Source organism: Sandarakinorhabdus sp. FBCC-B8862 (assembly GCF_059745315.1).
On the sequence record NZ_CM185574.1, the window covers coordinates 2,066,642 to 2,085,500 of the forward strand.

General features: G+C 67.9%; 16 protein-coding genes. 10 read left to right on the plus strand and 6 right to left on the minus strand.

Features of this window, described 5'->3' with window-relative positions; genetic code table 11:
- The first annotated feature begins 146 nt into the window (after nt 1-146).
- From AC6BOR_RS10040 to ccmI, 4 genes are read left to right on the plus strand one after another with little or no spacing between them, the layout of a single operon-like run.
- The gene (locus AC6BOR_RS10040) at nt 147-2,132 is read left to right on the plus strand and encodes a heme lyase CcmF/NrfE family subunit (protein ID WP_498058313.1); all 1,986 of its coding nucleotides are present in this window, start codon (nt 147-149) and stop codon (nt 2,130-2,132) included.
- A gap of 6 nt (nt 2,133-2,138) precedes the next feature.
- On the plus strand, nt 2,139-2,666 hold the full coding sequence (locus tag AC6BOR_RS10045) for a DsbE family thiol:disulfide interchange protein (RefSeq protein ID WP_498058314.1): 528 nt from the start codon (nt 2,139-2,141) through the stop codon (nt 2,664-2,666).
- Entirely contained in the window at nt 2,663-3,106 is a 444-nt protein-coding gene (locus AC6BOR_RS10050) for a cytochrome c-type biogenesis protein (protein ID WP_498058315.1), read from the plus strand. The genes AC6BOR_RS10045 and AC6BOR_RS10050 overlap by 4 nt, the downstream gene beginning before the upstream one ends.
- Nucleotides 3,107-3,119: 13 nt before the next feature.
- Nucleotides 3,120-4,367 carry a c-type cytochrome biogenesis protein CcmI gene (ccmI, locus tag AC6BOR_RS10055; RefSeq protein WP_498058316.1) on the plus strand — a complete coding sequence of 416 codons (1,248 nt, stop codon included), beginning with the start codon at nt 3,120-3,122 and terminating at the stop codon, nt 4,365-4,367.
- Here ccmI and AC6BOR_RS10060 read toward each other — a convergent pair.
- Together AC6BOR_RS10060 and AC6BOR_RS10065 are read right to left on the minus strand one after the other, a co-directional pair.
- Entirely contained in the window at nt 4,364-4,912 is a 549-nt protein-coding gene (locus AC6BOR_RS10060) for a SixA phosphatase family protein (RefSeq protein WP_498058317.1), read from the minus strand. The genes ccmI and AC6BOR_RS10060 overlap by 4 nt on opposite strands.
- Nucleotides 4,909-7,662, minus strand: coding sequence for an ATP-dependent DNA helicase (locus AC6BOR_RS10065; protein WP_498058318.1), 2,754 nt, complete (start codon nt 7,660-7,662; stop codon nt 4,909-4,911). Before AC6BOR_RS10065 ends, AC6BOR_RS10060 begins: the two co-directional genes overlap by 4 nt.
- Before the next feature lie 48 nt (nt 7,663-7,710).
- Between AC6BOR_RS10065 and AC6BOR_RS10070 the strand changes: the two genes are divergently transcribed.
- The 3 genes from AC6BOR_RS10070 to AC6BOR_RS10080 all read left to right on the plus strand — a co-directional run bounded on the left by AC6BOR_RS10070 (nt 7,711) and on the right by AC6BOR_RS10080 (nt 11,426).
- The gene (locus tag AC6BOR_RS10070) at nt 7,711-9,297 is read left to right on the plus strand and encodes a lysine--tRNA ligase (protein ID WP_498058319.1); all 1,587 of its coding nucleotides are present in this window, start codon (nt 7,711-7,713) and stop codon (nt 9,295-9,297) included.
- Between the two features lie 193 nt (nt 9,298-9,490).
- Nucleotides 9,491-10,405, plus strand: a complete 915-nt coding sequence (locus AC6BOR_RS10075; RefSeq protein ID WP_498058320.1) for a cobaltochelatase CobT-related protein — start codon at nt 9,491-9,493, stop codon at nt 10,403-10,405.
- Nucleotides 10,406-10,778: 373 nt separating this feature from the next.
- Nucleotides 10,779-11,426, plus strand: a complete 648-nt coding sequence (locus AC6BOR_RS10080; protein ID WP_498058321.1) for a PEPxxWA-CTERM sorting domain-containing protein — start codon at nt 10,779-10,781, stop codon at nt 11,424-11,426.
- A gap of 17 nt (nt 11,427-11,443) precedes the next feature.
- Here the strand turns inward: AC6BOR_RS10080 and bdcA are convergent, their stop codons facing one another.
- Nucleotides 11,444-12,157: an SDR family oxidoreductase gene (gene bdcA / locus AC6BOR_RS10085; protein ID WP_498060647.1), complete on the minus strand. Its 714-nt coding sequence runs from the start codon at nt 12,155-12,157 to the stop codon at nt 11,444-11,446.
- A 161-nt stretch (nt 12,158-12,318) separates the two neighbouring features.
- On the opposite strand from bdcA, the gene AC6BOR_RS10090 reads away from it, so the two are divergent.
- The 3 genes from AC6BOR_RS10090 to AC6BOR_RS10100 all read left to right on the plus strand — a co-directional run bounded on the left by AC6BOR_RS10090 (nt 12,319) and on the right by AC6BOR_RS10100 (nt 16,425).
- Nucleotides 12,319-13,980, plus strand: a complete 1,662-nt coding sequence (locus tag AC6BOR_RS10090) for an alpha/beta fold hydrolase (protein WP_498058322.1) — start codon at nt 12,319-12,321, stop codon at nt 13,978-13,980.
- A 56-nt stretch (nt 13,981-14,036) separates the two neighbouring features.
- Nucleotides 14,037-14,810: a hypothetical protein gene (locus AC6BOR_RS10095; protein ID WP_498058323.1), complete on the plus strand. Its 774-nt coding sequence runs from the start codon at nt 14,037-14,039 to the stop codon at nt 14,808-14,810.
- 85 nt (nt 14,811-14,895) lie between these two features.
- A complete protein-coding gene (locus AC6BOR_RS10100; protein WP_498058324.1) occupies nt 14,896-16,425 on the plus strand; it encodes a S10 family peptidase in 1,530 nt (509 codons plus the stop codon).
- A 49-nt stretch (nt 16,426-16,474) separates the two neighbouring features.
- Here AC6BOR_RS10100 and AC6BOR_RS10105 read toward each other — a convergent pair whose 3' ends face one another.
- From AC6BOR_RS10105 to AC6BOR_RS10115, 3 genes are read right to left on the minus strand one after another with little or no spacing between them, the layout of a single operon-like run.
- Nucleotides 16,475-16,987: a L,D-transpeptidase family protein gene (locus AC6BOR_RS10105; RefSeq protein ID WP_498058325.1), complete on the minus strand. Its 513-nt coding sequence runs from the start codon at nt 16,985-16,987 to the stop codon at nt 16,475-16,477.
- The gene (gene ribA, locus AC6BOR_RS10110) at nt 16,984-18,069 is read right to left on the minus strand and encodes a GTP cyclohydrolase II (RefSeq protein WP_498058326.1); all 1,086 of its coding nucleotides are present in this window, start codon (nt 18,067-18,069) and stop codon (nt 16,984-16,986) included. Before ribA ends, AC6BOR_RS10105 begins: the two co-directional genes overlap by 4 nt.
- Nucleotides 18,066-18,854, minus strand: coding sequence for an exodeoxyribonuclease III (locus AC6BOR_RS10115; RefSeq protein ID WP_498058327.1), 789 nt, complete (start codon nt 18,852-18,854; stop codon nt 18,066-18,068). Before AC6BOR_RS10115 ends, ribA begins: the two co-directional genes overlap by 4 nt.
- Nucleotides 18,855-18,859 lie beyond the last annotated feature (5 nt).

Genomic DNA, 18,859 nt, shown 5'->3' on the forward strand with positions numbered 1-18,859 from the left:
GTGCAGCAGGCGCACGACGTCGCATCCATGCCGATGCGCGCCAGCCCCCATTGCGATAAATCCTAGCATCCTGATACGCATCGGCTAGAGCAAGAATGTTGACCTTGCGCATTTTTGCGCACGGTCGCGCCGGAGCCCCATCAGTCATGCTTGCCGAAATCGGCCATTTCGCCCTGATCCTCGCCCTGCTGGTCGCGGCCACCCAGGCGGTGCTGCCGATGCTGGGGGCAATGCGCGGCGATGCGGCGCTGATGGCGTTCGGGCGCAGCGCGGCGGCGTGCCAGGCGGTGCTGATCGCCATCGCCTTTGCCTGTTTGATGACCCTGTTTGGCCAGGCGGATTTTTCCGTCGCGCTGGTCGCCAACCACAGCGCCCTGTCGCAGCCGCTGCCCTATCGGCTGGCCGCCACCTGGGGCAATCACGAGGGCTCGATGCTGCTGTGGGTGCTGGTGCTCAGCCTTTATGGCGCCGGCATCGCCCGCTTTGGCGACAATCTCAGAACCACGCTGCAGGCCCGGGTGCTTGCCGTGCAGGCGATGATCTCGGTCGCCTTCCTGGCCTTTGCGCTGTTCACGTCGAACCCGTTCGAGCGGCTGTCGCCGGCCCCTCTCGACGGAGCGGAGCTGAACCCGCTGCTGCAGGATCCCGGCCTCGTCTTCCACCCGCCGCTGCTTTACCTTGGCTATGTCGGCTTTTCCGTCACCTTCAGCTTCGCGGTCGCCGCCCTGCTGGAGGGTCGCGCCGATCCGGCCTGGGCGCGCTGGATGCGGCCCTGGGTGCTCGCCGCCTGGGTGCCGCTCACCTGCGGGATCACGCTGGGCAGCTTCTGGGCCTATTACGAACTGGGCTGGGGCGGCTGGTGGTTCTGGGATCCGGTGGAAAACGCCAGCTTCATGCCGTGGCTGCTCGGCACGGCGCTGCTGCATTCGGCCATCGTCACCGAAAAGCGTGGGTCTCTCGCCGGCTGGACCATCCTCCTCGCCATCCTCGCCTTTTCGCTGAGCCTGATCGGCACCTTCCTCGTCCGCTCCGGGATTCTCACCTCGGTCCATGCCTTTGCGGTTGATCCCCGGCGCGGCGTGTTCATCCTCGCCATGATTATCGGCGCCACCGGCACGGCGCTGGGCCTGTTTGCCCTGCGGGCGCCGCAGATGAAATCGGGCGCGCTGTTCGGCAGTGTCAGCCGCGAAGCCGGCCTCACGCTCAACAATCTGCTGCTGATGGCGCTCACCGCCGTTGTCTTTCTCGGCACCTTCTATCCGGTGATCATGGAGGCGGTGGCCCCGGCCAACAAGATTTCGGTCGGCCCGCCTTACTATAATCTGGTGTTCGTGCCGTTGTCTGTCCCGCTGCTGCTGCTGGTCACCGCCGGGCCGATGCTGGCGTGGAAGCGCGATGATCTGGCGGTGGTGGGCCGGAAGCTGCTGGTGCCGGCCGTGCTCACCGCGGCGCTTTTGGCCGGCCTGTCGTTGTGGACCGGGCTGGCCCAGGCGTCTGCCGCGCTTGGCCTGGCGCTCGGCGCCTGGCTGGTGCTGGGCGCTGGCCTGGTGCTGGCGCGGCGCTGGTGGGGGGCGGGCGGCTTTTCGCTGCGGCTGGTGCGCACCACGCCGGCCGCCACCATCGGCCTGGCCCTCGCCCATGCCGGCATCGGCTTCACCACCGCCGGCATCGCCGCGATGAGCACATTCGCGGCCGAGCATATCCTGGTCATGCGCCCCGGCGAGACCACCACGGCCGGGCCGCTGAGCCTGACCATGCTGGGCGCCGAAGAGGTGGACGGCGCCAACTACCGCGCGCTGCGCGCCCGCTTTGCCGTGCGCCAGAACGGCAGCGAGCGCGTCCTCGTCTCCGAACGCCGCTTCTACGACAACAGCCGCAACCAGACGACCGAAGCCGGCATCGGCGTTTCCGTGCTGGGCAACCAATATGTCGCCATCGGCGACGTGCAGACCGACACCAAGGGCCAGGGCCTTGTCGTGCGGCTCTATTGGCACCCGCTGGTGGGCTGGATCTGGTTTGGCGGCCTGTTGATGGCCATGGGCGGCGCCGCCAGCCTGTCGGATCGCCGCTTCCGCATCGGCGCACCGCAGAGCCGTGCCCCTCTTGCGCCCAATCTGGTTCCGGCCGAATAAGCCGCCATGAAGCGCCTGCTCTTCATCCTGCCGATCATCGCCTTTGTCGGCCTCGCCGGCTTCCTGGGCTATGGCCTGACGCAAGACCCCAAGGAACTGCCCAGCCAGCTGATCGACCGGCCGCTGCCCGAATTCGCCCTGCCCGGCATCGATGGCCCCGCGCTGGCCAGCGCCAGCTTCAAGGATGAGCCACGCCTGTTGAATGTCTGGGCCAGCTGGTGCGCCGCCTGTCCGCAGGAGCACCCGGTGCTGGAACGCATCGCAGCTGAAGGCTTCCCGGTCTATGGCATTGCCTGGAAGGACAAGCCGGACGACAGCCGCGCCTTCCTCGCCCGCTTCGGCAATCCCTATGCCGGGCTGGGCGCCGATGAATCGGGGCGCACCGCCATTGATCTGGGCGTCACCGGCGCGCCGGAAACCTTTGTCGTCGACAAGAAGGGTCGGGTGCGTTTCAAGATCGTCGGCCCGATCAGCCCGGAACAATGGGAAGGCGAGATCAAGCCGCTGATGCAGCAGCTGAGGGCCGAGGCATGAAGCGGCTGCTCCTTGCCCTCGCGCTGGCCATCGCGTCCCCGGCGGCGGCGGTGATGCCCGATGAAATGCTGCCTGATGCGGCGCAGGAACAGCGCGCGCGCAGCATCAGCAAGGATCTGCGCTGCGTTGTCTGCCAGAACCAGTCCATCGACGACAGCGACGCCCCGCTGGCCCGCGATCTGCGCCTGTTGGTGCGCGAACAGATCGCCAAGGGCAAATCCGATGCCGAGGTGCGGGATTATGTGGTGGCGCGCTATGGGAATTTCGTGCTGCTGAAACCGCCCGTTGAAGGCGACACGCTGCTGCTGTGGGCCGGCCCGTTCGCGGTGCTGATCCTGGGCGGACTTGGTGTTGCCCTGTGGCAGCGCCGCAAGCCTGCGACTGCCGCTGACGCCCCCCTTTCCGATGCCGAACGCGCCGAGCTGGATCGGCTGAGCTGAAACCGGACCCATCATGACCCTGTGGATCATCCTCACCGCGATGGCGGCCCTTGCTGCCGCCTGGCTCACCATCCCGCTGGTGCGCCGGCACGAAGCCCGGGTGGACGCCCGCGCTGCCACCATCGCCGTGTTGAAGGACCAGCTGGCCGATGTCGATGTGCAGCTGGCGGCCGGCAGCATCCAGCCCGGTGAAGCCGAAGGCCTGCGCAACGAAATCCGCCGCCGCCTGCTCGCTGCCGGCCATATCCCGGCCGAACTGGACCGCACCATGGGTCAGAAGGCGCTGTCGGGCCTGGCGCTGGGCATGGCCGCTATGGTCGCGCTGGCTGCAGCTGCGCTCTACACCAACATGGGCCAGCCGGAACTGGCCGGCAGCCCGGGTGCCCCCGCTGCTGCGCCGCCGGCCGCCGCGCCGGCCGCCGCGCCGCCGCAGGGCGAGGTGGCACAGCTGATCACCGGCCTTGAACAGAAGATGCAGGCCAACCCGCAGGATCCCGAAGGCTGGCGCATGCTGGGCTGGAGCTATTTCCAGACCGGCCGCTATGGCGATGCCGCCAAGGCCTATGCCCGTGCCATCGCGCTGAAACCCGATGGTGTGGGCTATCAATCCGCCTATGGCGAAGCGCTGGTGCAGGATGCCGGCGGCCAGGTGACGCCAGCCGCCGTGGCCGCGTTTGAAAAGGCTGCCGCCCAGGATGGCGCCGATGCCCGCGCCCGTTATTTCCTGGCCGTGCGCAAGGCCGAAACCGGGGACCGCAAGGGCGCCATCGAGGATTGGCTGAAGCTGCTGGCCGATTCCCCGGCCGATGCGCCGTGGCTGCCGCAACTGCGCAGCGTGATCGAACAGACCGCGCAGCAGGCGAAGATCGACATTGCCGCCCGCCTGGCCGCCACCCGCCCGGTTGGCAACGCCAGCGTGCCCGGCCAGCCTGATCCGGCGGCGGCCGCCGCTGCCACGGCCGCGTCTGCGGCGCCGGCCGGCGTGATGCCCGGCCCCAGCCGCGACCAGGTGCAGGCCGCGCAGGCGATGAGCCCGGCTGACCGGCAGGCGATGATCCGCGGGATGGTTGATGGCCTCGCCGCCAAGCTGAAGGCAAACCCGAAGGACGAGGCCGGCTGGCTGCGCCTGATGCGCGCCCGCCAGGTGCTGGGCGACACCGCCGCCGCCCGCACTGCCCGGGATCAGGCGCTGGCCGCCTTCATCGGCGACGCCGCCGCGCAGGGCCGCATCAGGGCGGCGGCAGCGGAGATGGGGCTTTAATCGTCCGGCCCGAGGCTGGGGTCGAGATCGCGGGGGCGGACGAAGCGGGTCAGTTCGGCGCGGCCGCCGTCGATCTGGGACCAGCGGTCGATGGCGATGTCCAGCCGGGCGAGGGTGGCGGTGGGATATTTCAGCTCGGCCTCGGCCCGCAGCGCCCCGCCGGGCGGCACCAGTTCCAGCAGCAGATCCTCCAGCCCCGGATTGTGGCCAACCAGCATGGCGCTGGCATGATCATCGGAGAAACCGGCGCACAATTCCACCAATGTGGCCGATGAGCTGAGATAGATGCGTTGTTCATAGACCGGCGCGAGCGGGCGGTTCATGCCGGCCTCCAGCCCCTCGATCGTCTGGCGCACGCGCACCGCCGGGCTGGCAAACACCAGCGCCGGATCGGGCATGTCACCCTTGCGGATGGCGGCGCCCAGCCATTGGCCCACCTTCATCGCGGCGCGGCGGCCGCGGTCATTCAGCGGCCGGTCGAAATCGCGCAGCAACGGATCGTCATAGCCCGACTTGGCGTGCCGCAAGAGGATGAGCGTCTTCATGGCGGCCCAAGGCTTGGCACATCAGCCGGGGCTTTGCCAGCCTGCACACCGGCCTTCACCCGGGCCACCGCCTGCTCCAGCGTCACCCGTTCGATGCTCACGCCGGGTGGGAACGCCCCCAACAGGCGGCTGGGCACGGCGGGCCCAAGCAGCACGAAATGGCCGCGATCATCGGCACGGCGGATCAGCCGGCCAAAGGCCTGCGCCAGCCGGCCCATGGTGACGCGATCATCAAAGGCGTTGCCGCCGCCGGCCAGCCGGCGCGCCGCGTGCAGCACGGTGCGGCGCGGCCAGGGCACGCCTTCCATGATGACCTGGCGCAAGCTGTCGCCCGGCACATCCACCCCGTCGCGCAGGGCATCGGTGCCCAACAGGCTGGCCCCCGGTTCGGCCCGGAAAATGTCGACCAGCGTGGCGGTGTCGATGGGATCGACATGCTGGGCATAGAGCGGCAGGCCGGCGCGGGCGAGCGGATCGGCCAGCCGCGCGTGCACGGCGCGCAGCCGGGCGATGGCGGTGAACAGGCCCAGCGTGCCGCCGCCCGCCGCCTCGATCAGGGCGCGATAGGCATGGGCCAGCGCCGCCACATCGCGCGGGCGCACATCGGTGACGATCAGCACCTGGGCCTGGGCGGCATAGTCAAACGGGCTGGCGGCGGCGAAATGCAGGGCGGGCCCCGGCAGATGCACCGCCCCGGTGCGGGCATCGGCATCGCGCCAATCATCGGCAAGCGCGTCTGGGCGGGAGCGCAGGGTGGCGGAAGTGACGAGCACGCCATGCGCGGCTTCCAGCACGGCGCCGGCAAAGGGCCGCATCGGATCAAGCCAACGGCGCTGGATGCCAACATCGAGCAATCGGCCATCGGCGCGGACGATTTCGAGCCAATCGATGAAATCGGCATCGGCCGGGCCACCCAGGCGGGCGAGCAGCGCCGTCCATGCCGTGATCAGGCCCGCCCGCAGCTGCAGGCCGGCGCGCGCCCCTTCCACCCGGGCGCGGGCGCCGCCATCCAGCCAATCGGGCGGATCATCGAGCAGCAGCGCCAGCCGCCCATCCAGCTGCGCCATCGGCCGCGCCAGTTTCTGGAGCGCCGCCGCCGCATCGGCCGCCGCCTCCACCAGCCGGGGGGACACTTCGGCCACTTCGGTTTCCAGGCCATAGCCGCTGTCCGCCTCGTCTGCCGGGGCGCGGGCGAGCACCTGGGCGCGCACGGCGGCCAGCAGGCGTTCAATGGCCGTGTCCCCGCCATCGCCGGCCACCCGCGCCAACCACGCATCGTTGGGCAGGGCGCGGGCGGCTTCGGCCACGGCCTCCACGGCCAGCGCCGCCTCGTCATCATAGCTGATGCAATCCGCCAGACGGGCGGCCAGCCCGCGCCGGCGACCGCGCCCAGCGGCACGTTCAGGGCCGAGCAGCCAATTCTTCAGCTCCACCGCCTCGCGGCCCGTCAAGGCGACCGCAAAGGTCGCATCGGCGGCATCGAACAGATGATGGCCTTCGTCGAACACCAGCCGGCTGAGGCCCGCCCCTTCCGCCCGGCCGCGCGCGGCGTTGATCATCACCAGCGCATGGTTGGCGATCACCAGATCGGCCCCGGCGCTGGCCCGCGTCGCGCGTTCGATGAAGCAGCTGCGATAATGCGGGCAGGCGGCATAGATGCACTCGCCGCGCCGGTCGGTGAGGCCGGCAAAGCTGGTGCGGCCAAACAGCGGCGGCAGCCAGCCGGGCAGATCGCCGCCCACCATGTCGCCATCGCGCGTAAACTGCGCCCAGCGTTCGGCCAGCCGGGCAAACACCGCCGCCCGCCCGCCAAAGCCGCCTTGCACCGCATCTTCCAGATTGAGCAGGCAGAGATAATTCTCGCGGCCCTTGCGCACCACCACCTTGGCGCGCCGCGTCGCGGGATCGGGCCAGATGCGCTGGGTTTCGGCATCCAGCTGGCGCTGCAGCGCCTTGGTATAGGTCGCCACCCACACGGCGCCATCGGCCTCGGCCGCCCAGCGCGACGCCGGCGCGAGATAGCCCAGGGTCTTGCCGATGCCGGTGCCGGCTTCGGCCAGCACCATGTGCGGCCGGCCAGCCTCCTGCCTTGGTGCAAAGGCCTTGGCCGCGGCGCGGGCATAGGCGCGCTGGCCCTCGCGGCTCTCGGCCGCCGGCCCGACCAGCCGGGCGAGTTCGCCCTCCACCTCGGCCTCATCCAGCAGCACGACGCGCGGGGCCGGCCGGCTGGGGGCCTCCTCCCACTTGGGCAGCAATTGGAAGACATGGCGCTCGGGCGCCCTGGGCTTGTCGATCAGCCGGGCCAGATGCGGGGCCCAGGCCCAGCGCTGGCGGATCAGGCTTTGCAGGCTCGTCCACGCGCCATGACGCTGGGCCCAATCGGGCTGGCCCGGCACGGCAAGCAGGGCGGCGGCGGCGCGCTGCAGGAAAGCGGCATCGCCCTCATGCCCCGGCGGCGCGATGCCCAGCGCGGCGGCCAGCCCGCGCGGCGTCGGCACGGCAAAGCGCGCCGGAAACAGGAAGGCGAACAGTTCGAGGAGATCGAGGCCCGACAATTCGCCCAGCCCCAGCCGGCTGGCGGTGACCGGCGCGTTCAGCAACAGGTGGGGCGAATCGCCGGCCCGGGCAATTGCCTCCCCACGGCTCAGCCCGCGCACCTGGCCTTCGGCATCGGCAATCCACACGCCGGCATGGCTGGCCACCAGCGCCGGGATGGCCCTGCCGCGTTCGCTGGATTTTGTTGCACTCATGGCCATCAGTCGTCACAGGGGGGCAAAGCCAAGCGATAGCCAAAAGCCATGACCATCACCACCGAAACCCTGCAAGCCGCCGCCCTGGAAAACAAGGCCTGGCCCTATGAGGAAGCCCGCAAGATCCTCGCCCGTTACCCGAACGGCGTGCCCGCCGGGCAGGCGGTGATCTTTGAAACCGGCTATGGCCCGTCGGGCCTGCCGCACATCGGCACCTTTGGCGAAGTGGTGCGCACCACCATGGTGCGCCGCGCCTTTGAAGCCATGGCACCGTGGGTGAAGACCCGCCTGATCGCCTTTTCGGATGATATGGACGGGCTGCGCAAGGTGCCCGATGGCATCCCCAACCCGGAGATGCTGCGCGAAGACCTGGGCAAGCCGCTGACGAAGGTGCGCGACCCGTTCGGCACCCACCCCAGCTTTGGCCAGCACAACAATGCCCGGCTGCGCGCCTTCCTCGACAGCTTCGGCTTTGATTACGAGTTCATGAGCTCGACCGAATGCTACGCCAGCGGCATGTTCGATGCGACGCTGCTGAAGATTTTGGCCAATTACGACATCGTCATGGGCATCATCCTGCCAACCTTAGGCCCCGAACGCCAAGCCAGCTATTCGCCGTTCCTGCCGGTCGATCCGGTGCTGGGCACGGTGCTGCAGGTGCCGATCATCGCCCGCGATGTGGCGGCCGGCACCGTCACCTACATCCGCCCCGGCACCGACGAGACGGTGACCGTTCCCGTCACCGGCGGGCACTGCAAGCTGCAGTGGAAGGTGGATTGGGCGATGCGCTGGCTGGCGCTGGGCGTCGATTATGAAATGGCCGGCAAGGACCTGATCGACAGTGTGATCCTGTCCGGCAAGATCGTGCGCGCGCTGGGCGGCAATCCGCCCGCCGGCTTCAATTACGAACTGTTCCTCGATGCCGAAGGGCAGAAGATTTCCAAGTCCAAGGGCAACGGTCTCACCATTGAACAATGGCTGGATTACGGCCCGCCGCAGAGCCTGGCGCTCTACATGTACCAGAACCCGCGCAAGGCGAAGCGGCTGCATTATGACGTGATCCCGCGCGCCATTGAGGATTATGCCGATTTCCTCGGCCGCTATCCCGAACAGCCGCTGGAACAGCAGCTCGGCAACCCGGTGCACCATATCCACGAAGGCGCCCCGCCCGCCGCCGCCCTGCCGGTCAGCTTCTCGCTGCTCCTGAACCTCGCATCCGTCGCTGCCACCGATGATCCGGTGCGGCTGTGGGGCTTCGTGAAGAAATATGCACCGGGTTCATCGCCCGAAACCCACCCGATGCTGGACCGGCTGGTCCACCACGCGGCCGCCTACGCGCGCGATTTCGTCGTCCCCGGCCTCAAGCGCCGCCCGCCGACGCCGGAGGAAGCCGCCGCCTTGCGTGATCTCGACGCGCGCCTCGCCGCCGTGGGCGAGAATGCCGATGCGGAAGCCTATCAGTTCGAAGTCTACGAAGCCGGCAAGGCCGCCGGCTATTCGAACCTACGCGACTGGTTCAAATCGCTCTACGAAATCCTCATCGGCAGCGAAAATGGCCCCCGCATGGGCGGCTTTATCGCGCTCTACGGTCTCGCCCAAAGCCGGGCGCTGATTGCGGACGCGCTGAAGGGCTGAGGTTCAAAGGAAGGCTGGCCTCCGGCGGGCAGGGACGCAGTCCCTGCACCCGAACAGCATTTGGGCATCGTTGCGGGCCAGAGGCCCGCACAACTTCTTTGCTGTAGAACTAAAACTTCTCAAATAGTCCGAATAAAACAATTTCAATTATCAATGTTGCGTTAGCGCACTTTGTCGTTCAGTTTGTCGGATTATGGCACAGTCTGCGTTGGCATTGGGACTCAAGATTCGCTTTTCAAAGCCGGATGCTCACGCGGAACCGGAAGCCTATCGCGCGTTCACCACAGTCTTTGATAGGATCGTGGATGCAGAAGACCTTGATTCGGTGCTCGGCCCGCTCAAGGCAAAGGAGTTGCGCAGCTATCAGGAAGCCGTCGCTGCGTTTAGAAGCCTCTTTAATGGTGAGCGGGTCGAAATTGCCGCCTTTGGATCAGCGCTCGTTCGTAACATCAAGCAAGAACTGCCAGCAGCAGACCGCGCGCGAACAATCGTATCATTGCTGATTGACCATTCGGGCTCGATGCGAGGCATCCGCATGATGTCGGCGCTGCTCGCTGTCGAAGGCGCGATCGATGCTCTGAAGCACGCCGGAATCGCATTCGAGATCCTCGGCTTCACTACAAGCAGTTGGAAAGGAGGCAACTCCCGCAAGGCATGGAAGTGGGCAGGACGCCCCGCCAATCCGGGCCGCCTTTGTGATCTGCTCCACATTGTCTACCATTCCGCCGCCCGTGGATCGGTCTCGCCTCCCAAACTCGCTCCGGCGCTCCGCCCCGACTTACTTCACGAGAACATCGACGGCGAAGCACTTGCTTGGGCCGCCTCGCGGCTTGATGCCTCCCAATGGTCTCGCCGGATTATCTGTCTCATTTCAGATGGTGCACCGGTCGATGACTCGACACTGTTATCCAACCAAGATCGCGAACTGCTGGTACGCCACTTGGAGTCGACGGAACGTCAACTCCGTGCCGAAGACATTGTTGTCGGGAAGCTATTGATCGGCGAAGACTATTCACACGACACGGTATTGTTTGAACGTGCCGACGAGCCGCAGGAAGCTGGTACAGCCTTGATGCGCTTGCTGCGCCGTGCCTTGCTCGGCGGATAAGCCGCCTACGCCGAAATCTGATGAGGGCGCTCTAAAACAAACGGGTGCAGGGACTGAGTCCCTGCCCGCCGGAGGCCCCCTTTTCTTGAAACCCCCTAAATCCCCACCCCGCCATCAATCGTCCGCGTCGTCCCTGTGATCATCGCAGCGGTCGGCCTGGCGAGAAGCCGGGCGCCGATCGCGGATACTTTGGAGGGCTGAGGCGGTTCGGGAAGCCGGTGCGCCATGGCCCCTGGACCCGGGTCGTAACTTGCCAACGTAAATTCTTGCAAGGTTTGGCAGGATAATTAACCCTTCGGACGCGGCGCGATTGGCCGAAGCGAGAGCGATTCGGGGGACTTGGATGAAGACTTATCTGTTGATGGCTGCGGGCTTGGCTCTGCTCGCAAATCCAGCGGCGTCGCGTGCGGCCAACCTGGTGGTGAACGGCAGTTTTGAAGCACCTCCGGTCACATCGCCCTCACGCTACACCGATCATGCCCCCGGCAGCACGGCGCTGACCGGATGGACGATTGCCAACGCAACGGTCAGCCAGGTGCGGTCGGACTATGCCGGCAACCCAGGCTATGTCTTCACCGCGCAGGATGGCAATGTCGCGCTTGATCTCACCGGGTTCAGCATCAACCAACCCACACTGGTCAGCCAGTCCATCGCCACCAGCATCGGCGCGGCTTATGCGCTGTCCTTCTGGGTCGGCAACGTGTCGGGCGGGCCGTTTGGCACCCAGACGTCCATCGGCGTGGAGTTCAGCAGCGGCGGCAGCAATTTCACCTGCACCAACACGCAGGGCACATTCCAGATCGTGTGGCAGCAGTGCGGCGTGCAGTTCGTCGCCACCAGCACCAGCACGGTCATCGGTTTCCGCAACCTGGACCCGAACAGCGATTTCAATGCGATGATTGACAATGTCTCGGTTGAGCGTGTCGGCGCGGTGCCGGAACCCGCCAGCTGGGCGATGCTGATCGCCGGCTTTGGCCTGGTTGGTGCTGCCGCCCGCCGCCGCCGTGCCAAGCTGGCCTGATCACACCGGGCCGGGCATCAAATCCCCACCCCGCCATCAATCGTCTGCGTCGTGCCCGTGATCATCGCGGCGGCCGGGCTGGCCAGATAGAGCACCAGCCCCGCCACCTCATCGGCCGTTGCGTGGCGTTTGATGGCCATGGCGGCGTGCATCATCTTGGCGAATGGGCCGGTGGCTGGGTTCATGTCGGTGTCCACCGGGCCGGGTTGCACCACGTTCACGGTGATGCCGCGCGGGCCGAAATCGCGGGCGAGGCCGCGGGCGATGCCCTGCACGGCGGATTTGGAGAGGGCATAGGCCGTCTGCCCCGGCCACGGCACGCGATCGCCGTTGACCGAGCCGATGATGATGATGCGGCCATTGTCGCGCATCTGGCGGCCGGCTTCGACCCCGGCGAAATAAACGGCGCGCACGTTGATGTCGATCAGCCGGTCCACCGCATCGGGGTCCATCGTCAACGGATCGCCCATCATGGCCACGCCGGCGTTGATCACCAGCACGTCCAGCGCGCCGGCATCGGCCACGGCGGCGATCACCGCGTCGCGATTGGCGCTGTCGGCCTGGACGGCGGTGGCCCCGGTTTCGGCGGCCACGGCGGCAGCGGCCTCGGGAGAGCCCGAGAAGGTGAAGCGCACCGATGCGCCGGCCGCCACGAATTGCCGCACGATGGCCGCGCCGATGCCCCGGCTGCCGCCCATCACCATCACCTGCTTGCCGGCAAAATCCGTCATCATCCCACTCCCCATGGCCTGAGCGCCGCCGCCACTATTGCCCGGCCGGGCTGCGCCGCCAAGGGGGCTGGACTTTCGCGGCCTGTCGCCCGCAATGTGCCGCCACAACAATGTCACGTGTGGTCGCCCCTCATCCCGTTGTGCCGCGCTTTGGTGTTGCCGTGGCCTGGGCTGATGATGCCGGCGTGCTGGCGGCCAATCCGCTGTGGCAGGCGCTGGGGCCGCTGGTGGATCCGCTGCCGCCGCCGGCGCCGCGGGGCCTTGGCGGTGTGCGCTTCTGGCCGCTGCGCTTTGCCCATCACCGCCTGCCGGTGTGGACGGCGCTGGCCGGCACGGCGGCGAGCCGGCACTGGCCGCGGCCCGAATTGCCGGATCATGCCGCTGCCACCCGCTGCCTGCTGGCCTATGTGCCCAGCCGCACGCCGGATTTCCCGGCACTGGCGGCGCGCGTGTTCAGCCTGGCCGATGCCGAGCGGCAGACGCTGCAGCTGGTGCTGGCATCGCACGACATTGCCGAACTGGCAGCCCGGCTGGGCCTGAGCCCGGCGGGGGCGCGCAAGCGGGTGGCGGCGCTCTATCGTGCCATCGGGGTTTCGGGCCTCGCTGGCCTGCAGGCGCAGACGACCCGGTTGTTGACCGATGAATTCGTGTCGGATCAGCAGTTTGATGCGGGGCTGCAGGCGGTGCTGGCCTTGACGCCAGCGCAGGCGGCGGTGGCGCGGCTCGTGGGCGATGGCCATGATTTGCCCGGCATCGCGGCGCGGCTGCAGCTGTCACCGCACACGGTGCGCGATCATGCCCGCGCCGCGCTGGAAAGCGCCGCCGCCCCGCGCCTCAAGGATCTGGCGCAACTGGCCAACGAGGCGGCCGCCACACATGCCATCGCGCTGGGCAGCGACGGGTTGCAGCATGATCGCGGCGGCCTGCTGGAGGCCACGCGCATCATCCGGCGCGGCTCGCGCCAGATCGGCATCGCCGATTTCGGGCCGGCCGGGGCGCAGCCGATCATCATCTGCCACGGCGGCATGGGCACGCGGCGGGCGGCATCGGAACTGGTGGCGGCGTTGCAGGCGCAGGGGCTGCGGCCCATCGGCATCGACCGGCCGGGCTTTGGCCTGTCTGATCCGGCCGAGGCGGACCAGTTCGGCACCGCCGCCGACGATATGGCGCACGCGCTGGATGTGCTGGGGCTGGATCAGGCGATCATCGCCGCGCTGGATGGCGGCGCGCCGGCGGCGGTCAGCTTCTGGCACCGGCATGGCGACCGGCTGCTGGCCGGGGTGCTGATCAAGCCGCGGCCGCCGTCCACCGGGCGCAGCGGCAACCGCATGATCGATCGCTTTGCCCGCGCCACCATGGGCGGCTCCGATCTGGCCGGCGGCCTGTGGCGGCTGGTGCGCGAGCGCGCCGGCCTGGCCATGACCGGGCGCATCGTTGATCTGCTGTTTTCCGGCCACCCGGCCGATGCGGCGTTGCTGGCCCAGCCGGATTTCCGCGCCCGCCTGATTGCCGAGCTGCTCACCTTCAGCAACCGGTCGGGCCTGGGCATCATTGCCGAGCAGCAGGAGTATCGCGACTGGCAGGTGCAGCCGGGCGGGCCGGCGCGGCCCTGGCTGATCATCGTCGCCGATGGCGATCCCTTGTGGACACCGGCCTTGGCCGATGCCGGCGGCGCCAGCGCCTGGGCCGCGCTGGGCGACACGCGCTGGCAGCGCATTGCCGGTGCCGGCCGCTTTGCCCACACCACCCACGCGGCCGACATTGCCGCCGCCATCGCCGTCCATTGGCATGACGCCATCCATCCCGTTGGGCAGGTGGCCTGAACATGCCCCCCAAGATGGCCATTGCCGCCGTGCCAAATCTGGCCGACAACCCTGTGATGCGCCGTTTCACCGCCCCCCTTGTCGCCGCCATGCTCTGCTTGGGCGGCACCGCCCAGACCGTTCACGCCACCGCCAGCGAGGAGTTTCGCGCTGGCAACTGGGCCGCGGTGGTGCGCGACGGCCATGCCGAAAACAGCACCGAGAGCCTGATCCTGGCCGGCCGTGCCCAGCTGTCGATCGCCGGCTATCAAACCGCCGACAAGGCCCGCGCCATGGCCATCATCGCGGCCGCCGAAGCCGATTTCGACAAGGCGCTGGCCCGTGCCCCCGGCAATGTCGAGGCGCAGCTGCAAAAGGCCGTCGCCATCGCCTATCGCGCGCAGCTGACCAAGGGCATCGGCCTGGCCAAGGATGTGCGCCGCCGCTTTGAAGCCATCCGCGCCGCCAACCCGAACAACAGCCTGGTGTGGGGCGCGCTCGGCGGCTGGCACGGCGGCGCGGTTGCGACCGTGGGCAGCTTCCTGGCCGGCACCGTGCTGGGCGCGAAGAAATCCGAAATGGAGCGCTGCTATGCGCAGGCGCTGAAGCTCAGCCCCAGCCTGCCGTCCACCCGCACCTTCTTCGCCATCACGCTGCTTGATCTCGATCCCGCCAACGCGTCGCGTGCCGCCGGCCTGTTGAAGGGCATCGAAACCCTGCCCGCCGAAGACGGGTTTGAAGCCATGATGAAGCAGCAGGGCATCGAACTGGCCGCCGCGCTGGCCCGGGGCAATGCCGCCGCCGCCCAGGCCACCGCCCGCCGCCTGAAGGCGTTCAGCCGGCTGGGCTGAGGCAACACGCCCGCGCCAAACTGGCTTGACCGCGCCGGCGCTTTTCTGCTGCTTGCCACGCGCCATCACCATCTGGGGGATCATCATGAAGTTCGCCGCTGCCCTGCTGCTCACAGCGCTTGCCGCGCCCGCCCTGGCGCAATCCGCGCCGAAAACCCCCAAAGACGCGATGATCGCCGAAGCCGATGCCGCCACCGCCCGCGCACCGGTGGACGAACAGGCGTGGCCGTCGAAGGGCAGCGTGACCGTGAAGGGCAAGCCGATTGCCTACACCGCCACCGCCGGCACGCTGACCATCCGTGATGACAATGGCCGGCCCACCGGCAGCATCTTCTACACCGCCTACACCGCCGATGGCGGCGGCAACCGGCCGGTCACCTTCTTCTACAACGGTGGGCCCGGTTCGGCGACCGTGTGGCTGCACATGGGCAGCTTTGGCCCGGTGCGGGTGAAGACCGACAAGCCGGTCTATGTCACCCCCGACCAATATGCGGTGACGCCAAACCCGTGGAGCCTGCTCGACAAGACCGACATCGTGTTCATCGATGCGCCCGGCGCCGGCTGGTCCCGCCCGCTGGGAGACAAGACGGGCAAGGATTTCAACGGGGTGGACCAGGATGCCGATGCCTTTGCCCGCGCCATCCAGCGTTATGTCACCAAGACCGGCCGCTGGAAGAGCCCGAAATTCCTGTTTGGCGAATCCTATGGCACGCTGCGCTCCCCGGCGGTCGCCGCCCGGCTGGAAGAGCGTGGCCTGTCGCTGAACGGCATCGTGCTGCTGTCGACCATCCTCAATTATGGCGTGCGCCAGCCGGGTTACGACCAGAATTCGATGGTGCTGTTCCCCGGCTATGCCGCCACGGCCTGGTATCATGGCACGCTGCCGGGGCCCAAGCCGGCGAACCTCGATGCCTTCGTGAACGAGGTGCGGGCCTGGGTGAGCGGGCCCTATGCCGCCGCGCTGGCCAAGGGCAGCGCCATCGGCGCCGCCGAACTGGATGCGGTGGCGAAGCAGATGAACGCCTACACCGGCCTTGATGTCGATTTCATCAAGCGCGCCAACCTCCGCATCAGCCTGCCCCATTTCCAGACCGAGCTGCTGCGCGAGAAGGGCATTTCCATCGGCCGGCTGGACGCGCGCTACACGCTGCCGCCGACCGATCTGAACGCCGACAGCCCGGATGAGGATCCGGCCTCCACCGCCATCACCGGCGCCTATGTCAGCGCCTTTCACGATTATGCCTTCAAGACATTGGGCGTGAAGACCGACCTGCCCTACAAGCTGTCGGCCCGTGAACCGGGCTGGAGCTGGGACTGGAGCCACCGCCCGCCCACCGGCGGCCCGCAGACCACCCCGAACACGGCGGTGGACCTCGCCTATGTCATGCGCGCCAACCCCAAGCTGAAGCTGTTGTTCCTAAACGGCTATTACGACATGGCGACGCCGTTCTACGGGGCGGAGTTCGATGCCGCCCACATGCTGCTGCCGGCCGAGCTCAACCGGAACATCAAGTTCACCTATTACCAGTCGGGCCACATGATCTACCTCGCCGAAAGCGAGCTGGCGAAGATGAAGGACGATGTCGCCGCCTGGTATGACGAGGTGGCGAAGTAAGCGGACAAGGGCCACCGTCCCGGATCAGGTCCGGGGCGGTGGTGATCTCTTACTCCGCCGATATCGCCAGCACATCCCCCGGCGCCATCGCCTCTATCCAGCGGAACAACACGGCCCGCTCCATGGCAACACAGCCTTCGGTGGGGCGGCCATCGGGCTGGCGCACGTGCCAGAAGATGGCGCTGCCAAGGCCTGGAACCCGCGGCGCATCGTTGTGGGCCAGCACCAGGATGATGTCGTAGGCGTGATCATCGCGCCACAGGGCTTCGTGGCTGTGCGGGTGCGGGATGGCGACCGGGCGGTTGTAGGCCGGATCGGCCGCGCCGTCGGACCAGCCGTCCCACGGGCGCAGCCAGCGCCAGGGCAGGCGGGTGGCGGGGGCGGGCAGCCGATCGGGCCGGATCAGCGCGGCGCGGATCGGCCAGCGGCCCAGCGGGGTCTTGCCGTCGCCTTCGCGCTTGTCGGCAGCCGGGCACCAGCCGCCCTTGCCGAAGCTGGCGTTGTGGGTTTCACCAAAGGCGCTGACCGTGCCTGCGGCAGGGTTGGCGCAGAAGATCGTCACAACATATGCCCCTGCCGGTCGCGCTTGGTGGCGAGATAGGCGGCATTGTGCGGGTTGGGCGGCATGTCGTGGGCGACGCGGCTGACGCGGAAGCCATGGGCGGCCAGGCCATCGACCTTCAGGGGATTGTTGGTCATCAGCGCGACGCTGCCCACACCCAGCGCGCGCAGCATGGCGGCGGCGAGGCTGAAATCCCGCTCGTCCGGCTCGAAGCCGAGGCGAGTGTTGGCATCGACCGTGTCCCAGCCCTGATCCTGCAGGGCATAGGCGCGCAATTTGTTGAGCAGGCCGATGCCACGGCCTTCCTGCTGCAGATAGAGCAGGATGCCGCCTTGCGGGTTGCGCGCGATGGCGGCGATGGCGGCGTGCAGTTGCGGCCCGCAATCGCATTTCAGGCTGCCCAGCACATCGCCGGTCAGGCAGCTGCTGTGGATGCGGGCCAGCACAGGCTGCGCCACATCGGGATCACCGATCATCAGCGCCAGATGTTCGGGCCCGCCATCGGCCGGGCGGAAGGCGACCACCTGGCAATCCTTGCCATGGGCTTCGGCGCTGGCCAGCGGCAGCCGCGCGCGGGAGGAGACATGCACGCGCGCCTGCGCCGGCGGCAGCGCCAGCGCGGCTTCGGCCGGGCAGGTGATGGCGGCGGCCGCATCGGCCAATGGCACGGCATAAACGGCGGGGATCAGTCCGGCGTGCTTGGCCAGCGCGATGGCAGCGCGGGCGGATGCGGCATCACTTGCGAGCGCGCGGGTGCGGAACGGGCCCTTGAACGGGGTGGCAAGATCAAGCACCGGATCGGCCACGGCGCGGCTGCCGGGCAGATCAAGCCAATCGGGCCGGTCCACCCACACCGGTTCGGGATCGGGCGCGGCGGCCGCGATCTGGTTGGCCAGGTTGAGCACGGCGGCACGGCGGGCGGTGATGATCAGGCCGGCCCGCGCCTTGGCTTCCAGTGCGGCCAACGTATCGCCATCGGCCAGTTCGGCTGACAGCACGGCCAGGCCACCCACCCCCACGATCCGGCCGCGGCGCAGCGCATCGCTTGCTGCTTCGGCCAGGAAATCGGGGGCGATGCTCACAGGTCCAGCGTCACGATCTGGGGGATATGGTCGGATGGCTTGCCCCAGTCGCGCGCGTCCTTCACCGCTTCGAACGCGGTGGCGGTGGTGGCGACCTGCGGCGAACACCACATATGATCCAGCCGCCGCCCCCGGTCAGAGGCGCGCCAGTCGTTGTTGCGATAGCTCCACCAGGTGAAGAATTTCTCCGGCGCCGGGTTGAAGCGGCGGCCAAGATCAACCCAGTCGTGGCTGGCCTGCAACCGGTTCAACAGATCGACTTCCACCGGCGTGTGCGACACGACATCCAGCAGCGCCTTGTGGTTCCACACATCGCATTCCAGCGGCGCGATGTTGAAATCGCCGACGATCACCGCCGGTTCCTTCAGCGCTTCCGACCAGCGGGTCATGCGCTCGACGAAATCCAGCTTCTGGCCGAACTTGGGGTTGGCCGAACGGTCGGGCACGTCGCCGCCGGCCGGCACATAGACATTTTCCAGCAACACGCCACCGGGCAAGCGCACGCCGATGTGGCGGGCCTCACCATTGTCCTGCCAGTCGTATCGCCAGGCACCATCGATGGGGATCCGCGCGATGGTGGCGACGCCATGGTGCATGCGCTGGCCGTTCAGCACGCGGTGGTTGTACCCCAGCGCCTCGAACAGGCCGTGCGGGAAGATATCGTTGGCGACCTTGGTTTCCTGCAGGCACAGCACATCGGGCTGATGATCGCGCAGGAATTGCTCCACGATATCGGCGCGGGCGCGGACGCTGTTGATGTTCCAGGTGGCGATGGTGATGGCCATGGCCG